Here is a 15080-nt window from a genome sequence, read left to right as displayed (position 1 = left end):
TAGTGAAACGAACGAAAAGGCCCGCAGAGTGTCCCTCTGCGGGCCTTTTTCTTTCAGTGATATATTTTGACCAAACAGTGATTCATGATACCTTCTGCGCGCGTTGGGAGGGGTCTCACGCAAAGAAAGGACCGGCAACGACCGGACGCCTGCTTCGGCGGGAAACGCGTGATTTATAATAGGGGAAGCCAATGATCCGGTCAGAACTGGTTCAGAAGATCGCGAATGAAAACAGCGATTTGCGGGTCGACGAAGTCGAACGCATCGTGGACACGTTTTTTGATTCCATCGTCGATCAGCTTGCGGCGGGGGGCCGCGTCGAGCTGCGCGGCTTTGGAGCATTCTCGACCCGCGCGCGCGAATCGCGCACCGGTCGCAATCCGCGCACCGGCGCCTCGGTCGATGTGAAGGCAAAAAATGTGCCCTATTTCAAACCCGGCAAGGAAATGCGCGAGCGCCTGAACGACTGACATCGTCGTCCGCAAACAACGTCGGCGCGCTCGCCGGCGTTAACTTTGCGTCCGTTTCAGCCTGCTTTCAATCACATCGAAACACCGCGCGCAGGCACCCGCCGCACGGCGCTCACGGCTGTCCATTGGCCTGACCATGGAGCCGCCGATGGTCTGTCGGCGGCCTCCATGCGGTCCAGTGTCTCGCCCGTCAGGGGGCTTTTACACCGTCGGCGCGCAGCCGGGCCAGCCCGTCGATCGCGTAGCTGTTTTTGGGATCGGCGCCGAGCGACCTGTCGAACATCGCGATTGCCTCGGCCTTGTCGCCCTTCACCGCGGCAATATCGGCGAGCCCGTCATAGCTGTACGCCGACTTCGGATATTGCCGGAGGTTATATTCGAATACCGCCTTCGCTTCGGCCAGCCGTCGAACCTCGAACAGGTCGTATCCCATCGTGACGAGCGTCTCGTCGCCAAAATCATAAGCGGTCGGCGCGGTGCGTTTGAGTTCGGCATGGTGCGCCAGCGCGGCCGCCACACCGCGATCGCGCATGACATTCCACAGCAGATCGCCCAGTTGTTCGACCGGCAATTTATACGGGGCACCAAAGGCGATCGCCGCCAGGTCGTTGCCCACCCGCCCCGCGTTGGTCCGGTCGCTGTTGCTGAGTATGATGACGGTCAAACCATCGGCCGGAAAGCGGGTGATATTGGTCGAAAAGCCGTTGTCGCTGCCCGAATGAAACTGGGCGGCCCGGCCATGTCTTTCGGCCGTGAACCAGCCATAGCCATAGCCGCCCTTGTCGGGGGTGAACATCGCGTCGCGCGATGAGCGCGAGATCAGCCGATCGGCGGCCAGCGCCCTGTCCCACCGCAACATATCACCCACCGTCGAATAGACGCCGCTGGAGCCAAGGTCGACCGTCGGGCTGACCAGCCGCGCGCTGATAAAATCGGTTCCGGCCGAATAATATCCCGTCACCTGGCCGGGCACGAGCGCGCGCGTTTCGCGTGTATTGGTGCGCGCCATGCCGACGGGTTTGAAGATGTTCTCGTGAAGATATTGCTCGTACCGCTGCCCCGAAACGCGTTCGATAATCACCCCGAGCAGCGTATATCCCGAATTGGAATAGTCGAACTTTTCGCCCGGCGCGAAGTCCAGCGGCAAGTCGCGAAATAGCGCGATCAGCTCGGGACGGGTGTAGCTCAGCATCGCCAGTTTCTCGTCCCACCCGGGCAGGCTCGTAAAATTGGGGATGCCCGACGTGTGGGTCAGCAGATGGTGCAGCGTGATCTCCTGCCAGCTTTTCGGACAGGTTTCCAGGTACCGGCAGATCGGATCGCCGACCTTCAGTCTCCCCTGCTCCTGCAATTGCAGGATCGCGACCGCGGTGAACTGCTTGACCACCGATCCCAGCAGATAGCTATTGTCGGCCGTGTTCGGCGCCCCCAATTCGTAATTCGCCATGCCATAGCTTTTGACGAAGATGGGCGCGCCATCGCGGGCGACCAGCGCGGTGCCGCTGAACATATCGTTCCGCATCTGCGCTTGCAGATAGGCATCCATCGCCTGCCATTTCGCGCTGTCGACATCGGCGTGCGACGGCGGCGGGGCTGGCACGACGGCGGGCGCCGCGCTGGCGTGGGCATCCACGGGCGCGGCGACCGACATTAACGCTGCGCAAGACAGCAAAACATGATGGAACCGGGTCATCTTCACACTAGCCACTCGATCGATCTCCACGCCAGAATATTGCCAGAGGGATTTATCTTCATATAAAGATTAATTGCAACGGATGACCTCGGACGAAGCACCGGTACATATGACGACACCGCCCGATCTGATCGACAATCTGGTCGCCGACTGGCGGCGCGAGCGGCCCGCGTCGGACGCCGAGGCAATGCAGGTCGTCGGCCGGATCATCCGGCTCGGCCGCACTTATGAGCAAGAGGTGTCGCAGTTGTTGCGCCCCCACGGCATGAGCTATTCGGACTTCGACGTGCTGGCGACACTGCGCCGCTCGGGACCGCCCTATGAAAGCGCCCCGACCCAGCTACAACATAATGTATTGCTGACATCGGGGGCGATGACCGCCTGTTTGCGGCGGCTCGAAAGCGCCGGCCTGATCGTGCGTGGAACCTCGCCGCAGGATCGGCGCCGATTGTCTGCAAAATTGACGCCGAAAGGCATCGCACTGGTCGACGGCCTCATCGACCGCCGCTTCGCCTTGGCCCGGCAATCGCTCGCCGGGGTCACCGCGGATCAGATCGCCGCAGCGGAAGGCCTGCTGCGCGGCCTCGGCAGCTGATCGACGGTCAGTTCTTGAGCCGGTACCCGGTACGGAACATCCAGAAGATAACGCCCAGGCACAGCGCCAGGAACAGCGCGACTGCGCCCATGCTCACCCCGATTCCGACGTCGCCCTGACCAAAGAAGGTCCAGCGAAAGCCGCTGATCAGATAGACGACGGGGTTGAACAGGGTCACCGTGCGCCACGCCGCGGGCAGCATGTCGAGCGAGTAAAAGGCGCCGCCCAAAAAGGTCAGCGGATAGATGACGAGCATCGGGATCACCTGCAACTGCTCGAAACTCTGCGCCCAGATGCCGATGATGAAACCGAACAGGCAAAAGGTCACCGCCATCAGCAGCATGAAGCCGACCATCAGCAGCGGGTGCGCGACCTGGACGTCGACGAACAGATGCGCGGTCGCAAAGATGATCGATCCGATGATCACCGACTTGGTCGCCGCGGCGCCGACATAGGCGATCACTGTTTCCAGCGGCGACAGCGGCGCCGACAGCATCTCGTAAATCGTCCCGGTCCATTTCGGCATATAGATGCCGAACGACGCGTTGCTGATGCTTTCGGTGAACATCGTGAGCATCATCAGCCCCGGTACGATGAACGCGCCATAAGGCACGCTGCCGACTTCGCTCATCCGGCTGCCGATCGCCGATCCGAACACGACGAAATAGAGCGCGGTGGTGATGACGGGCAGCGCCAGGCTGGTCCACACGGTGCGCCCGAAGCGCGCCAGTTCGAACGCATAGATTGCGCGCACGCCGCGCCAGTTCGCGGTCATGCGGCCTCTCCCTTGGTTTCATGCACCAGCCCGACGAAAATATCCTCGAGCGAGCTTTGTTTCGTATGCAGATCCTTGAACGCCACCCCGATGTCGGTCATCCGCCGCAGCAACGACGGCACCCCCGTCGCCTCGGCGTGGCTGTCGAATTCATAGACGAGCTCGTGCCCGTCGCCCGCCAGCGCCAAATTCCAGTCGGCCAGCTCGGCGGGCACCGCCTCGACCGGCTCGGCCAGGTTGAGCGTCAGCGTCTTGCGCCCCAGTTTCTTGATCAGCGCGTGCTTTTCCTCGACCAGGATCAACCGCCCGCCGGTGATCACCCCGACGCGGTCGGCCATTTCCTCGGCCTCTTCGATATAATGGGTGGTCAGGATGATCGTCACCCCGCGCTCGCGCAGCCCATGGACCATCTGCCACATGTCGCGGCGCAGTTCGACATCGACCCCCGCGGTCGGCTCGTCGAGGAACAGGATTTCGGGTTCGTGAGAGAGCGCCTTGGCGATCATCACCCGGCGCTTCATGCCCCCCGACAGCTCCATGATCTTCGACGTGCGCTTGTCCCACAGCGACAGGTCGCGCAGCAATTGTTCGATGAACGCCGGATCCCTGGGCTTGCCGAACAGCCCGCGCGAAAAGCTGACCGTCGCCAGCACCGTTTCGAACGCGTCGGTGTGCAGTTCCTGCGGTACCAGCCCGATCATCGTGCGCGCCGCACGATAATCGCGCGCATGGTCATGCCCCGCGACGGTCACCGTCCCCGCGCTGGCGGTCACGATACCGCAGACGATGCTGATCAGCGTCGTCTTGCCCGCGCCGTTCGGCCCGAGCAGCGCGAAAATCTCGCCCTTGTTGATCGAAAGATCGACATCGCTGAGGGCAACGTGACCGCTTTTATAGGTTTTCCCGAGGCCGGAAATTTCAAGGACTGCTGTCATGCCCCGCCGTCTAGCCGAGCGGGGTCGCCGGGTGAAGCGGCAAACAGCGCTTGACCTCCCCCGGCCCATCGGCTTGACCGGCAGGCCAAGCGGACGTGGCGAAATCGGTAGACGCAGCAGACTTAAAATCTGCCATCCTCTGGGTATGCGGGTTCAAGTCCCGCCGTCCGCACCATCATCATCGTGAGCACCGCAGGCGCGCCGGATGTCCCTTCCGGTTTCGCGCCTTATGGCTATGATGGGGCGATGATGCCGACAGCAGACAGCGTGAAAAACCGGCGGCCGATCGCCGCCGCGGCGGGCCTCATCCTGCTCACCCTCGCCAGCTGCGGCCTGTTCGGCGAGCGCGGGCCGGTCAAAATCGCCGCGATGGGACCGCTCAACCCCGCCGCCACGCCGCTCGCGGGGGAATTGTCGGCGGCCAACACCGCGCTGCTCGATGCCACGTCGCAGGGGCTGGTCAGCTATGATGGCGAGGGACAGATCGACACCGGCCTCGCCGATCGCTGGACGGTGACGACCGACGGGCGAAGCTATATCTTCCGCCTGCGCGAGGCGAAATGGAGCAACGGTCGCAAGGTCACGGCGCAGGATGTCGCGGCGATCCTGCGCTCCTATCTCACCCCCGCCAGTCGCCACATATTGAAAAGCGATTTTCCCGAGATCGAGACGATCAAGGCGATGACCGACACGGTGATCGAAATCCGCCTGTCGGTGCCGCAGCCCGCGATCCTCGAACTGCTCGCGCAACCGTCGATGGCGATCGTCAACCGCGGCATGGGCTGGGGTCCGATGCGCGCGCGCAAGATCGGCCGCGCCATATTGCTCTCGCCCGTCCCCGACCCGCTCGCCGAAGACCAGGCGGCCGCCGAAGCCGCCGCGAACGATCCCGCCGCGTCGATCGAGCTTGTCGGCACCTCGCCCGCGGGGGCGCTGGCGCGGTTCAAGAATGGCTATGCCGACGGCGTCATCGGCGGCCGTTTCTCTACCCTGCCCTATTTCGCCGCGTCGAACATCGGCCGGTCCCGGCTGGTTGTCGATCCCGCCCCGGGGCTGTTCGGCCTGTCATTCGTCCGCGCCGAAGGCTTTCTGGCGACCGACGCCAATCGCGACGCGTTGACCCGCGCGATCCGGCGCGAGCGGCTGGTCGAAGCCTTCGGGCTGGAGGAATGGCAGCCGCAGCTGACGCTGCGCCCCGCGGTGCATGTTCGCGACGGCGGCCCCACCCCGCTGCGCCCGGCGTGGGCCGATTATGACGATGCGTCGCGGCAGGCGCAGGCAAAGCGCGTCGTCGATGCCTGGCGCGCGGCGGGGCGCGAGATCGAACCGCTGCGCATCGCGGTCCCCGATTCGCCGGGCGGCCGCATCCTGTTTGCCTATATCGCCGCCGATTTCGCCGCGATCGGGGTGCCCAGCCGCCGCGTCGCGATGGCATCGACCGCCGACCTCCGCCTGATCGACGAGGTAGCCCCCAATGACGATGCACTGTGGGCGCTGCGCCGTCTGTCGTGCCGGCGCGATACGCTGTGCAATCGCGAAGCACAGGAACTGATCGAACAGGCGATGCGCAACATCGACGTCGGCCAGCGCGCTGCGCAGGTCACCGAAGCCGAAGTCGTGCTCGCCCGCTACGTCCCCTTCATCCCGCTCGCCACCCCGCTGCGCTGGTCGGTCGCGTCGCAGCGGCTGACCGGCCTGCGCCCCAACCCCCGCGCCCAGCACCCATTGAATCATGTCATCGCCGCTCCCAACTAAAATGATGGCGCCGATACTGGCGCTTTAGGAAAGCACGCCCATGGCCCCCTCGCCGCCCAATCCCGACGCCATTTTCGACGCGCTGATCCAGAACCGGAACGACCCGGCGGCGCTGCGCAAGCGCGTCGAGACGCTGGAAATCCTGCTCGAACGCAGTTTCGTCATCCCCGGCATCAACCGCCCCGTCGGCCTCGACGCGATCGTCGGCCTGGTCCCCGTCGTCGGCGACGTCATCGCCGCGACGATGGGCGCCTACCTGATCTGGGAAGCGCGCAACCTCGGCATGCCGAAATGGAAGATCTGGCGGATGGTCGGCAATCTCGGCGTCGACACCGCGCTCGGCGCGGTGCCGCTGGTCGGCGACGCCTTCGACTTTTTCTTCCGCTCGAACACGCGCAATCTCAAGATCATCAAGCGCCATCTCGACAAGCATCATCCGGGGACGATCATCATCGATCAGTGATTTTTCCTGTCATCCCGGCGAAGGCCGGGATCTCGACGTCGAGTAAAATCGCAGCGATGAGATCCCGGCCTTGGCCGGGATGACAGGTGCTTCCTTGTACTGTGTGACGGTGCTAGCACAGCGCCACCACACCCCAGGGGAGATTATCGGATGATCCGCGCCAGCCTTGCCGCGCTTGCCCTCAGCTGTTCGCTTACCGCCACCGCCGCCGCCGCGCAGGACGCCGATCCCTATCTCTGGCTCGAAGACATCGAGGGTAAAAAGGCACTCGATTGGGTGGGCCGGGAAAATGCCGCGACCGCCGAGCTGATCACGACCCGCCCGGGGTTCGAGGCCGACCGCCAGCGCGCCCGCGCCATCCTCGACGATGATCGCCAGATCGCGATGCCCGGTGAAGTCATGGGCGATATCATCACCAATTTCTGGCGCGACGCCGCGAATCCGCGCGGCATCTGGCGCCAGAGCCCGCTCGACGCCTATCTCGCGGGCAAGCCGCTGTGGACGACGCTGATCGACGTCGATGCGCTGGGCAAGGCCGAGAAACAAAGCTGGGTGTGGCACGGCGCCGACTGCCTCGCGCCCGACTACCGACGCTGCCTCGTTTCGCTCAGCCCCGGCGGCACCGATTCGGACATCGTGCGCGAATGGGACCGCACGGCCAAAAGCTTCGTCTCGGACGGCTTCACCCTGCCGCAGGCGAAAAGCAGCGTGACGTGGGAAAATGCCGACACCCTGCTCGTCGCGACCGACTATGGCGCGGGCAGCATGACCGCGTCGGGCTATCCGCGGATCGTCAAGCGCTGGAAACGCGGCACGCCGCTGGCGTCGGCCGAAACCGTCGCCGAGGGCGAAGCCGAAGACGTCGGCATGAACGTCTTTGCCTTTACCGACGGCGACAAGCGCTGGCCGATGATCAGCCGCGGCAAGACCTTTTACACCGCCGACATCAAGCTGCCGAATATCGACGCCTCGCGCTATATCTCGACGATCATTCCCGACACCGCGAGCGTCCGCGACGTCATCGACGGCCAGCTCATCATTTTTCTCAACCAGGATTGGTCGGGCATCCCGGCAGGCTCGCTTGTCTCGCTCTCGCTCGCCGACATGGCGGCGGGCCGTCAGGTGCCGATCGTCACCGCGATGACCCCGACCAAGGCACAGGCGATCGAAAATGTCGCGGCCACCGACACTATCCTGTGGGTCAAGGCGCTCGACGATGTCGAGGGCAAGTTGTTCGCGCTGCGCCGCGACGCAGCGACGGGCAAATGGAGCCAGAAGGAGGTGCCGCTCGCCGCCAACGCCACCGTCGGGATCGCCGGAACGATCGGCAAGCGCGACATCCTGCTGGCGACCGCCGAGACGATGCTGACGCCGCCGACGCTCTACGCCATGTCCGAAGGCCAGGCGCCGCAGCCGGTCCAGAGCCTGCCCGCGACCTTCGACGCCAAGGACATGCGCGTTGAAAAGCGCTTCGCGACGTCAAAGGACGGCACCAAAATCCCCTATTTCCTCGTCCGCAAGGCGGGCGCGACCGGGCCCGTTCCGGCGCTCGTCCATGCCTATGGCGGCTTCCGCGCCGCGCAGACGCCGGGCTACCTGACGGGCCAGCCGTACCGCGCCGGTCCGCTCGGGCTGTTCTGGGTCGAGGGCGGCAACGCCTATGTCCTCGCCAATATCCGCGGCGGCGGCGAATATGGCCCCGCCTGGCATCAGGCGGCGCTGCGCGAAAAACGCCAGAACAGCTTCGACGATCTCCATGCGGTGGCCGAGGATCTCGTCGCCACCGGGATCAGCGCCAAGGGCAAGATCGCCATCTCGGGCCGCTCGAACGGCGGTGTCCTCGTCGGCGCCGCGATGACGCAGCGCCCCGATCTTTACGGCGCGGTGATCTCGGGCTCGCCGCTCAAGGATATGTGGCGGTATGACAAGATGCTCGCCGGGGCATCATGGGTCGCCGAATATGGCGATCCAGACGTTCCCGCCGACTGGGCGTTTCTGTCGAAATATTCGCCCTATCAGGCGCTGCGTAGGGGCGTGACCTATCCGCCGATCTTCCTCTATCTGTCGACCAAGGACGACCGCGTCCACCCCGGCCATGCGCGCAAATATGCCGCGCGGCTCAAGGAACTGGGCAACGCGGTCTATTACCACGAATATGTCGAGGGCGGCCATTCGGTCGGCGCCGATCACGCCGAGGACGCGGTGCGCGCCGCGATGCTCCACGCCTTCCTGCTGCGCGAACTGGTGGAGAAGAAATAGCGCCGTTGGGGTCGAGGCGCCCGCCCCTCGGGGCGGTGGTGGACAGGGCTGGATTCGAACCAGCGTACGGAAACCCGGGCAGATTTACAGTCTGCTGCCTTTAACCACTCGGCCACCTGTCCATGGGGTCCGCTTTGGGAAGCGGTCCAATGGCGAAACGATGCTTGCCTGTCAATGGCAGTCGTGGGAAAGGCGCGTCGTTATGCGTCAATTTTCCCGTCATCGCCGCCCCGCCGGTCAAAGCCCGCGCGGTCAGGCCATTCGCTTCTGGGGCCGCCACGCCGTCCTCGCCGCGCTCGCCAACCCCGAACGCACCGTGAAGCGCATCTGGGGCACCCGCGACGCGCTCGGCGAGCTCGACCTGCCGCCGGTCGTTCCCATTTCTTATGCCGAGGTCACCGACCTCGCGCGACTCGTCGCGCGCGACGCGCCGCATCAGGGGCTGGTGATCGAGGTCGACCCGCTCGAGGGCGTCTATCTGGGCGATTTGTTGCAGGCCGAGGTCGATGCCGACAGCTGCCGCCCGCTCATCGTCCTCGACCAGGTCACCGACCCGCACAATATCGGCGCGGTGCTGCGCTCGGCGGCCGCGTTCGACGCCGCGGCGATCATCACCCAGGACCGCCACAGCCCGCCCGAAAGCGGCGTCATCGCGCGCTCGGCGTCGGGCGCGCTCGAAATCGTGCCGTGGATCCGCGTCGTCAACCTGTCGCGCGCGCTCGAAGAAGTCGCCGAGGCGCAATATTGGCGCATCGGGCTGATGGGCGACACCGAAACGACGCTCGGCTCGACCCTCGACGGCAGCCGCGTCGCGCTGGTGCTCGGTTCTGAAGGCGACGGAATGCGCCACAATGTGATGGAACATTGCGACGTGCTGGCAAAACTGCCGATCTCGCCGCGCATGGAAAGCCTGAATATCTCGAACGCCGCGGCGATCGCGCTCTATGCGGTGGCGACGGCGGCAAAGTAAATCGTCGCCCCGCGGAGGCGGGGGGCCGTTGGCAACCACAATCCATCTTGTTCCCCGGCGAAGGCCGGGGTCCAGGGCGTTAGAGAGCAAGCGTTGCCCTGTTGCGCTCTGGACCCCGGCCTTCGCCGGGGAACAAAAGTGCAATGCTGCGTAAACCGCTTGCGGCCAGTGAAGGGTTGGACATGCCCCCGGCATGTCCAAGGGTTGTCCGGGGGACAATCCGACCCTTCACTCTTCCGCTGGGGCGACGGTTTTAATCCTCCGCCGCGATCCGCACCTTCAACCCGTCGAGCGCTTCGCTGAACGGCAGTTGGCACGACAGGCGCGAGCCCGCATCGCGGTCGGTGGTCGAATCGAGGAGGTCGTTCTCGTCCTCGCTCATCGCGGGCAGCTGGTCGGTCGCCCCCGCCTCGACATGGACATGGCACGTCGCGCACGAACAGCAACCGCCGCACAGCGCCAGCAGTTCGTCGAACCCGGCGTCGCGGATATTTTCCATCACCGTCAGGCTGGTGTCGCCTTCGATCTCATGTTCGGTTCCGTCACGCGTCACTACAATCAGCTTGGCCATGCTAGTCCCCATATCTTCTCTGTCGCTGGCGCTATGTCGCGCGTTGCGCGGCAAATCAAGCACTGCTAGTGATAGCCAAAGGAACAAAAGGGGAATATGATATGGGCCTGACGCAGGAGCAGCTGAACGCCGGAATCGACGCGCTGGCGGCGCATGATGCGAATTTCGCGCGGGCGCTCGGCAACGCCGGCTACCCCGAACCGCGCATCCGGGCGCCGGGATATACCACCCTGCTCCGCACGATCGTCGGCCAACAGGTCAGCGTCGCCGCCGCCACTTCGATCTGGAACAAGCTCGAGGCGCAATTTGGCGAAGGCTGCCCGGCGCAGGTCGTCGCGGCGGCCGATTTCGACACGCTGCGCGCCTGCGGTCTGTCGGGCCAGAAACAGGGCTATGCGAAAAGCCTCGCGCAACTGATCCTCGACGGCGAACTGAAATTCGACGCCCTGCCCGCCGACGACGAAGAAGCGATCGCGCTGCTCACCAAGGTCAAGGGCATCGGCCGCTGGTCGGCCGAAATCTATCTGCTGTTCGCCGAGGGACGCCCCGACATCTGGCCCGCCGGCGACCTGGCGGTCCAGGAAGCCGTCGGCCGCATCCTCCAGCTCGGCGCAAGGCCGAGCGAAAAGGCCGCGCGCGAACTCGCCGAACCCTGGCGCCCCCACCGCGGCGCCGCGGCGATTTTCAGCTGGCATTGCTACAATATGGCGGTGATTTGAAATGCTTTTCTCCGGTAACCCTGATGGAGCAAGCTATTGCTCAGTTGGGCTCCACCCATGGCGCGGCGATCCGGCACTAGTATCTTTGCGGCGTTCAAATGGGCCTGAAAGGTCGTTACACCCACGACCGATATGCATCCCGCGAACCGATGACGCGGGTCAGGAGGCAAAAAGATGATCCGACTTCTCGTTGCGCTCGCAGCATCCATGTCGGTCGCTGCCAATGCCGCCGTAATTCGTCACGATGTTGACGATGCAAAGTATCGAATCGCTGCGTCGGAGTTTACGGCGCTGGTCGACATGCCTGGCGCTGGGCACGGTACGCTTATTGCGCCGCGCTGGGTGGTCACTGCGGCCCACACCATTCAGCCAGGCCAAGTGCTCAAGCAGGTGGTTATCAACGGGCAACCGCGAGCAGTGGAGCGGGTCGTCGTGCATCCTGGCTACAAAGCAGTGCCCCAGGATCTTATTGATCAGGCAATGGCGACGGGCGAAGCGGTGCTGATCCTTACTTTTCTCGCGGCTTCCGACGACATCGCCCTTATCAAACTCAAAGATCCAGTCAGCGGCGTCGAACCTGTCAGACTATACACGGGAAACGATGAATTTGGGCAGATAATCCGATTACTGGGCAAAGGTGCAACGGGCGTCGGAACTGAAGGGCACAGCGCCGCGGCCCCGCAGCGCACGGAGCTTAGGCAAGGCTTCAACAAGGTCACAAGTGCTCACGATCGCTGGTTCTGTTATCAGTTTGACAAGGGCCTGGCCGCGCTGCCGCTCGAGGCAATTGGCGGCAATGGAGACAGCGGGGGGCCGGCCCTTATCCAGGCCAATGGCCAATGGCTACTCGCGGGCATGATGTCATGGAAATTTGTGGAAGGGGATGTCCGCACATCAAGGCCGGGCCGTTACGGCCAGATCAACTGCAACGTCCGCCTTTCGCACTACAGGCTCTGGATCGAGAGCGAGATGGCTTCCATCGCGAATGAGAGCTAACTGGTGAGCAGTTCCGCGCAAGCGGAAACAGAAGAGAGGGGAAACAAAAAAGGCCGGGTGGAGCATCCTCCACCCGGCCTTTTTTGTTGATCGTCAGCCGCCGCTTATTTCTTCGCAGCGGGCTTTTTCGCCGGAGCCTTTTTCGCCGCCGGCTTGTCCTCGGCGGCCTTCGCCGGCGCAGCCTTCTTCGCGGCAGAAGGCTTTTCTTCGGTCTTGGCTTCAGCCTTCTTCGCCGGTGCCTTCTTCGCAGGCGCAGCCTCGGCGGCTTCTTCCTTCACATCGGCCTTTTTCGCAGCAGGCTTTTTCGCCGCCGCCTTCTTGGCCGGCTTGTGGTCGTGATCATGGTCGTGGCCACAGCCCGGCCCGTGGACATGGCCGCTGTCGTCATCGGCTTCGATCGCCGCTTCCAGCTCCTCGCGGGTGGTTTCGCGGTCGCTGATCTCGGCCTTTTCGAACAGGAAGTCGACGACCTTGTCCTCATACAGCGGAGCACGCAGCTGTGCCGCGGCGAGCGCGTCCTGCTGGACATATTCCATGAAACGGCCGCGATCTTCGGGGCGATACTGCTGCGCCGCCTGCATGATCAGCCGCTGCATTTCTTGGCTGCTGACCTGCACGCCATGCGCCTGGCCGATTTCGGACAGCAGCAGGCCCAGGCGAACGCGGCGCACCGCGATCGCGTGATAATCGTCGCGGTCGGCTTCCAGCTCGGCCTTCGCCGCGGCGGGATCGTCCTCGCGTTCGACTTCCTGCTCCAGCTGCTGCCAGATCTGGGCGAACTCGGCCTCGACCATCGTCGGCGGCACGTCGAAATCATGCGCCGCGGCCAGCTGGTCGAGCAGCTTGCGCTTCATATAGGTGCGCGTCAGGCCGTTCAGTTCCTGCTCGACCTGATCCTTCATCAGCTCTTTCAGCTTGTTGAGGCTTTCGAGGCCAAGCGATTTGGCGAACTCGTCGTCGATCTTCGACGCCGCCGGAACCTTCACTCCCTTCACCGTCACGGCGAATTCGGCCTTGGCACCCTTGAGGTTCTCGACCGGATATTCGTCGGGGAAGGTCACCTTGACGGTCTTGTCGTCGCCGACCTTGGCGCCGATCAGCTGGTCCTCGAAACCGGGGATCAGCTGGCCCGAACCGATTTCGACCGCCATGTCTTCGCCGGTGCCGCCGTCAAAGGCGACGCCGTCGACGCTGCCGGCGAAATCGATGATGACCTGGTCGCCCGCCGCAGCCTTCTTGGTCTTCGGCGCGTCTTCGAAGCGCTTCATCTGCGCGGCGAATTCTTCGATCTTCGCCATCACCGCCTTGTCGTCGGTGGGAACGGTCAGCCGCTCCAGCTTCAGCCCGTCGATCGACGGTGCCTTGATGTCGGGCAGCACTTCCAGCGCCACGGTAACCTCGGCGTCCTGGCCGGTTTCATAACCATCGGCCAGCGTCACCGCGGGCTGCAGCGCCGGGCGCAGCTTTTCCTTGGCCATCAGGTCGCGAACCCCGGCGTCGATCGCCTTGTTCAGCGCGTCGGCCGACAGCGCCGGGCCGTGCATCTTGCGGATCAGGTTCGGCGGCACCTTGCCGGGGCGGAAGCCGGGCATACGGACGGTCGGGGCGATGCTCTTCACCTCGTCGTCGACGCGCGCGTCGATATCCTTGGCGGTGATGGTCACGCGATATTCGCGCTTCAGGCCTTCGTTCAGCGTTTCGACGGTCTTCATTGCCTTGGTCTTATCCTTGCTCAAAATCTCGTATCGATGAACCCCGGCCACATGGCGGGGTTCCCCTATCCCGGCTCCATCCCCATCAGATCGTCAGAACTGGTGCGGGCGAAGGGACTCGAACCCCCACATCTTGCGATACTGGTACCTAAAACCAGCGCGTCTACCAATTCCGCCACGCCCGCAGGAGCTGTCGGCCGGGTGCACAAAGCCGCGCGCTATGCCGCGCACGCCCGTGCGGGCCGCGCGGGGCTATAGCAGACGCGGCGCACAGGGCAAGCGCGGAAAGCCCGCCATTTCGCGGGCGGAACATGCGCCGCGGCCGTTCGTTGATAGCGTCAAGGAGAACCCCGATGACCTATGCGTCCAACCTGCACGTCCGCGCCACCGACCCCTTGCCCAAACCCAAGCCCGACATCATCGAACCGATGGCGCCGCCCGAACATCCCGCCCAGCCGACCCCGCAGGAAGACCCCGCCGGCCAGCCGCTCGAAATCCCCGGCAGCCCCGGCGGCGGCGACATCGACGAACCGGGCCGCGGCCCCGACGAAATGCCGCCGCAGCAGGTGTAGCCGCCTCTCAAAGCCGCGTCAGCCGGTGCAGAAAGCGATAAACTCTTTGATCACCTGCTTGCCGCGCGCGGTGCCCGCCATGGCGACCGTCCCGCGGCCGTCGGTCATCCGCAGCCAGCCGTTCGCGGCAAAGGCCCGGATCAGCGGAGCGTCCCCGGCGATTTCGTCGGAGGAGAAAAAGGGCATTTCGTCGACCTCGGTGGTCCCGACTACGCGCAGCGTCACATCGCCCGACATCAGCCCGATTGCCTTGAGGTCGGGCGAATTGCCCGAAATCCCGGCAAAGATGCGGTTGCCGCCCTCTTCGCAGGTGAAGTTGAGCGGCTGATCGTCGGTGCCGTCAACCTCATAGGCTAGGATCGCGCTCGCCGCGCGGTCCTCGTCATTGACCCGCATCGCCCAGTCGTAACCCGCGTTCACCGCGGGCGCCGGCGCCGCATTCGCCGCGCCGCTTAGCGCCACCGTCCCGACCAATAGCAAAACGCGCTTCATCATCATTCCGTCCTTCGTCATCAATATCGGCATCCTGCCGACGCCTATGACATCGAAGCAACTGAATTTGCTGTGAACTCGATCACTTGTGACCTGCCCTGAA

General features: G+C 64.1%; 15 protein-coding genes and 3 tRNA genes. 10 read left to right on the top strand and 8 right to left on the bottom strand.

All coding sequences use genetic code 11. The annotated features are described in order from the left end of the window. The first annotated feature begins 191 nt into the window (after positions 1-191). Positions 192-470, top strand: coding sequence for an integration host factor subunit beta (locus ACTIFP_RS07535; RefSeq protein WP_439568095.1), 279 nt, complete (start codon positions 192-194; stop codon positions 468-470). A gap of 190 nt (positions 471-660) precedes the next feature. Here ACTIFP_RS07535 and ACTIFP_RS07530 read toward each other — a convergent pair whose 3' ends face one another. Further along, positions 661-2121, bottom strand: coding sequence for a serine hydrolase (locus ACTIFP_RS07530; RefSeq protein WP_439568094.1), 1461 nt, complete (start codon positions 2119-2121; stop codon positions 661-663). Between the two features lie 151 nt (positions 2122-2272). Between ACTIFP_RS07530 and ACTIFP_RS07525 the strand changes: the two genes are divergently transcribed. Further along, positions 2273-2758, top strand: a complete 486-nt coding sequence (locus ACTIFP_RS07525) for a MarR family winged helix-turn-helix transcriptional regulator (RefSeq protein WP_439568093.1) — start codon at positions 2273-2275, stop codon at positions 2756-2758. A 7-nt stretch (positions 2759-2765) separates the two neighbouring features. Here the strand turns inward: ACTIFP_RS07525 and ACTIFP_RS07520 are convergent, their stop codons facing one another. Beyond that, the gene (locus ACTIFP_RS07520) at positions 2766-3533 is read right to left on the bottom strand and encodes an ABC transporter permease (RefSeq protein ID WP_439568092.1); all 768 of its coding nucleotides are present in this window, start codon (positions 3531-3533) and stop codon (positions 2766-2768) included. After that, the gene (locus ACTIFP_RS07515; RefSeq protein ID WP_439568091.1) at positions 3530-4468 is read right to left on the bottom strand and encodes an ABC transporter ATP-binding protein; all 939 of its coding nucleotides are present in this window, start codon (positions 4466-4468) and stop codon (positions 3530-3532) included. Before ACTIFP_RS07515 ends, ACTIFP_RS07520 begins: the two co-directional genes overlap by 4 nt. A gap of 89 nt (positions 4469-4557) precedes the next feature. Between ACTIFP_RS07515 and ACTIFP_RS07510 the strand changes: the two genes are divergently transcribed. The 4 genes from ACTIFP_RS07510 (at position 4558) to ACTIFP_RS07495 (ending at position 8945) form a co-directional block, all read left to right on the top strand. Further along, positions 4558-4643, top strand: a tRNA-Leu gene (locus ACTIFP_RS07510). Between the two features lie 92 nt (positions 4644-4735). After that, positions 4736-6223 carry an ABC transporter substrate-binding protein gene (locus tag ACTIFP_RS07505; RefSeq protein WP_439568090.1) on the top strand — a complete coding sequence of 496 codons (1488 nt, stop codon included), beginning with the start codon at positions 4736-4738 and terminating at the stop codon, positions 6221-6223. A gap of 40 nt (positions 6224-6263) precedes the next feature. Beyond that, a complete protein-coding gene (locus ACTIFP_RS07500; RefSeq protein ID WP_439568089.1) occupies positions 6264-6686 on the top strand; it encodes a DUF4112 domain-containing protein in 423 nt (140 codons plus the stop codon). A 150-nt stretch (positions 6687-6836) separates the two neighbouring features. Continuing rightward, complete coding sequence (locus ACTIFP_RS07495; protein WP_439568088.1) at positions 6837-8945, top strand: prolyl oligopeptidase family serine peptidase; 2109 nt, start codon at positions 6837-6839, stop codon at positions 8943-8945. Positions 8946-8981: 36 nt separating this feature from the next. Here the strand turns inward: ACTIFP_RS07495 and ACTIFP_RS07490 are convergent. Further along, positions 8982-9067 (bottom strand) — tRNA-Tyr (locus tag ACTIFP_RS07490). An 80-nt stretch (positions 9068-9147) separates the two neighbouring features. Between ACTIFP_RS07490 and rlmB the strand changes: the two genes are divergently transcribed. Further along, entirely contained in the window at positions 9148-9915 is a 768-nt protein-coding gene (rlmB, locus tag ACTIFP_RS07485; RefSeq protein ID WP_439568087.1) for a 23S rRNA (guanosine(2251)-2'-O)-methyltransferase RlmB, read from the top strand. A gap of 253 nt (positions 9916-10168) precedes the next feature. Here the strand turns inward: rlmB and ACTIFP_RS07480 are convergent, their stop codons facing one another. Further along, positions 10169-10486: a 2Fe-2S iron-sulfur cluster-binding protein gene (locus tag ACTIFP_RS07480; protein ID WP_439568086.1), complete on the bottom strand. Its 318-nt coding sequence runs from the start codon at positions 10484-10486 to the stop codon at positions 10169-10171. A 101-nt stretch (positions 10487-10587) separates the two neighbouring features. Here ACTIFP_RS07480 and ACTIFP_RS07475 point away from each other — a divergent pair, with 101 nt between their 5' ends. Together ACTIFP_RS07475 and ACTIFP_RS07470 are read left to right on the top strand one after the other, a co-directional pair. Further along, positions 10588-11205, top strand: a complete 618-nt coding sequence (locus ACTIFP_RS07475; RefSeq protein ID WP_439568085.1) for a DNA-3-methyladenine glycosylase family protein — start codon at positions 10588-10590, stop codon at positions 11203-11205. 174 nt (positions 11206-11379) lie between these two features. After that, on the top strand, positions 11380-12201 hold the full coding sequence (locus tag ACTIFP_RS07470; RefSeq protein ID WP_439568084.1) for a S1 family peptidase: 822 nt from the start codon (positions 11380-11382) through the stop codon (positions 12199-12201). A 104-nt stretch (positions 12202-12305) separates the two neighbouring features. Here the strand turns inward: ACTIFP_RS07470 and tig are convergent, their stop codons facing one another. Both tig and ACTIFP_RS07460 read right to left on the bottom strand, forming a co-directional pair. Next, positions 12306-13913 (bottom strand): trigger factor, encoded by a 1608-nt coding sequence (tig, locus tag ACTIFP_RS07465; protein WP_439568083.1) that lies wholly within the window; start codon positions 13911-13913, stop codon positions 12306-12308. A gap of 100 nt (positions 13914-14013) precedes the next feature. Beyond that, a tRNA-Leu gene (locus tag ACTIFP_RS07460) sits at positions 14014-14098 on the bottom strand. A gap of 168 nt (positions 14099-14266) precedes the next feature. Here ACTIFP_RS07460 and ACTIFP_RS07455 point away from each other — a divergent pair. Next, a complete protein-coding gene (locus tag ACTIFP_RS07455; RefSeq protein WP_439568082.1) occupies positions 14267-14485 on the top strand; it encodes a hypothetical protein in 219 nt (72 codons plus the stop codon). Between the two features lie 18 nt (positions 14486-14503). On the opposite strand, the gene ACTIFP_RS07450 is transcribed toward ACTIFP_RS07455, so the two are convergent. Next, a complete protein-coding gene (locus ACTIFP_RS07450) occupies positions 14504-14998 on the bottom strand; it encodes a hypothetical protein (protein ID WP_439568081.1) in 495 nt (164 codons plus the stop codon). Between the last annotated feature and the right edge of the window lie 82 nt (positions 14999-15080).

The organism is Sphingopyxis sp. (assembly GCF_051861155.1).
In the GTDB taxonomy this organism is placed as follows: domain Bacteria; phylum Pseudomonadota; class Alphaproteobacteria; order Sphingomonadales; family Sphingomonadaceae; genus Sphingopyxis.
Note: the sequence above shows the minus strand (reverse complement) of the source record. Positions and strands in the feature narration are given on the sequence as shown.

What these genes read in the sequence shown, in the direction of transcription:
- ACTIFP_RS07480 (WP_439568086.1), bottom strand. Translation starts at nt 10,486, where the DNA reads ATGGCCAAGCTGATTGTAGTGACGCGTGACGGAACCGAACATGAGATC.
- ACTIFP_RS07475 (WP_439568085.1), top strand. Translation starts at nt 10,588, where the DNA reads ATGGGCCTGACGCAGGAGCAGCTGAACGCCGGAATCGACGCGCTGGCG.
- ACTIFP_RS07525 (WP_439568093.1), top strand. Translation starts at nt 2,273, where the DNA reads ATGACGACACCGCCCGATCTGATCGACAATCTGGTCGCCGACTGGCGG.
- ACTIFP_RS07470 (WP_439568084.1), top strand. Translation starts at nt 11,380, where the DNA reads ATGATCCGACTTCTCGTTGCGCTCGCAGCATCCATGTCGGTCGCTGCC.
- ACTIFP_RS07495 (WP_439568088.1), top strand. Translation starts at nt 6,837, where the DNA reads ATGATCCGCGCCAGCCTTGCCGCGCTTGCCCTCAGCTGTTCGCTTACC.
- ACTIFP_RS07450 (WP_439568081.1), bottom strand. Translation starts at nt 14,998, where the DNA reads ATGACGAAGGACGGAATGATGATGAAGCGCGTTTTGCTATTGGTCGGG.
- ACTIFP_RS07500 (WP_439568089.1), top strand. Translation starts at nt 6,264, where the DNA reads ATGGCCCCCTCGCCGCCCAATCCCGACGCCATTTTCGACGCGCTGATC.
- ACTIFP_RS07455 (WP_439568082.1), top strand. Translation starts at nt 14,267, where the DNA reads ATGACCTATGCGTCCAACCTGCACGTCCGCGCCACCGACCCCTTGCCC.
- ACTIFP_RS07530 (WP_439568094.1), bottom strand. Translation starts at nt 2,121, where the DNA reads ATGTCGGTCGCCGCGCCCGTGGATGCCCACGCCAGCGCGGCGCCCGCC.
- ACTIFP_RS07515 (WP_439568091.1), bottom strand. Translation starts at nt 4,468, where the DNA reads ATGACAGCAGTCCTTGAAATTTCCGGCCTCGGGAAAACCTATAAAAGC.
- tig (WP_439568083.1), bottom strand. Translation starts at nt 13,913, where the DNA reads ATGAAGACCGTCGAAACGCTGAACGAAGGCCTGAAGCGCGAATATCGC.
- rlmB (WP_439568087.1), top strand. Translation starts at nt 9,148, where the DNA reads ATGCGTCAATTTTCCCGTCATCGCCGCCCCGCCGGTCAAAGCCCGCGC.
- ACTIFP_RS07535 (WP_439568095.1), top strand. Translation starts at nt 192, where the DNA reads ATGATCCGGTCAGAACTGGTTCAGAAGATCGCGAATGAAAACAGCGAT.
- ACTIFP_RS07520 (WP_439568092.1), bottom strand. Translation starts at nt 3,533, where the DNA reads ATGACCGCGAACTGGCGCGGCGTGCGCGCAATCTATGCGTTCGAACTG.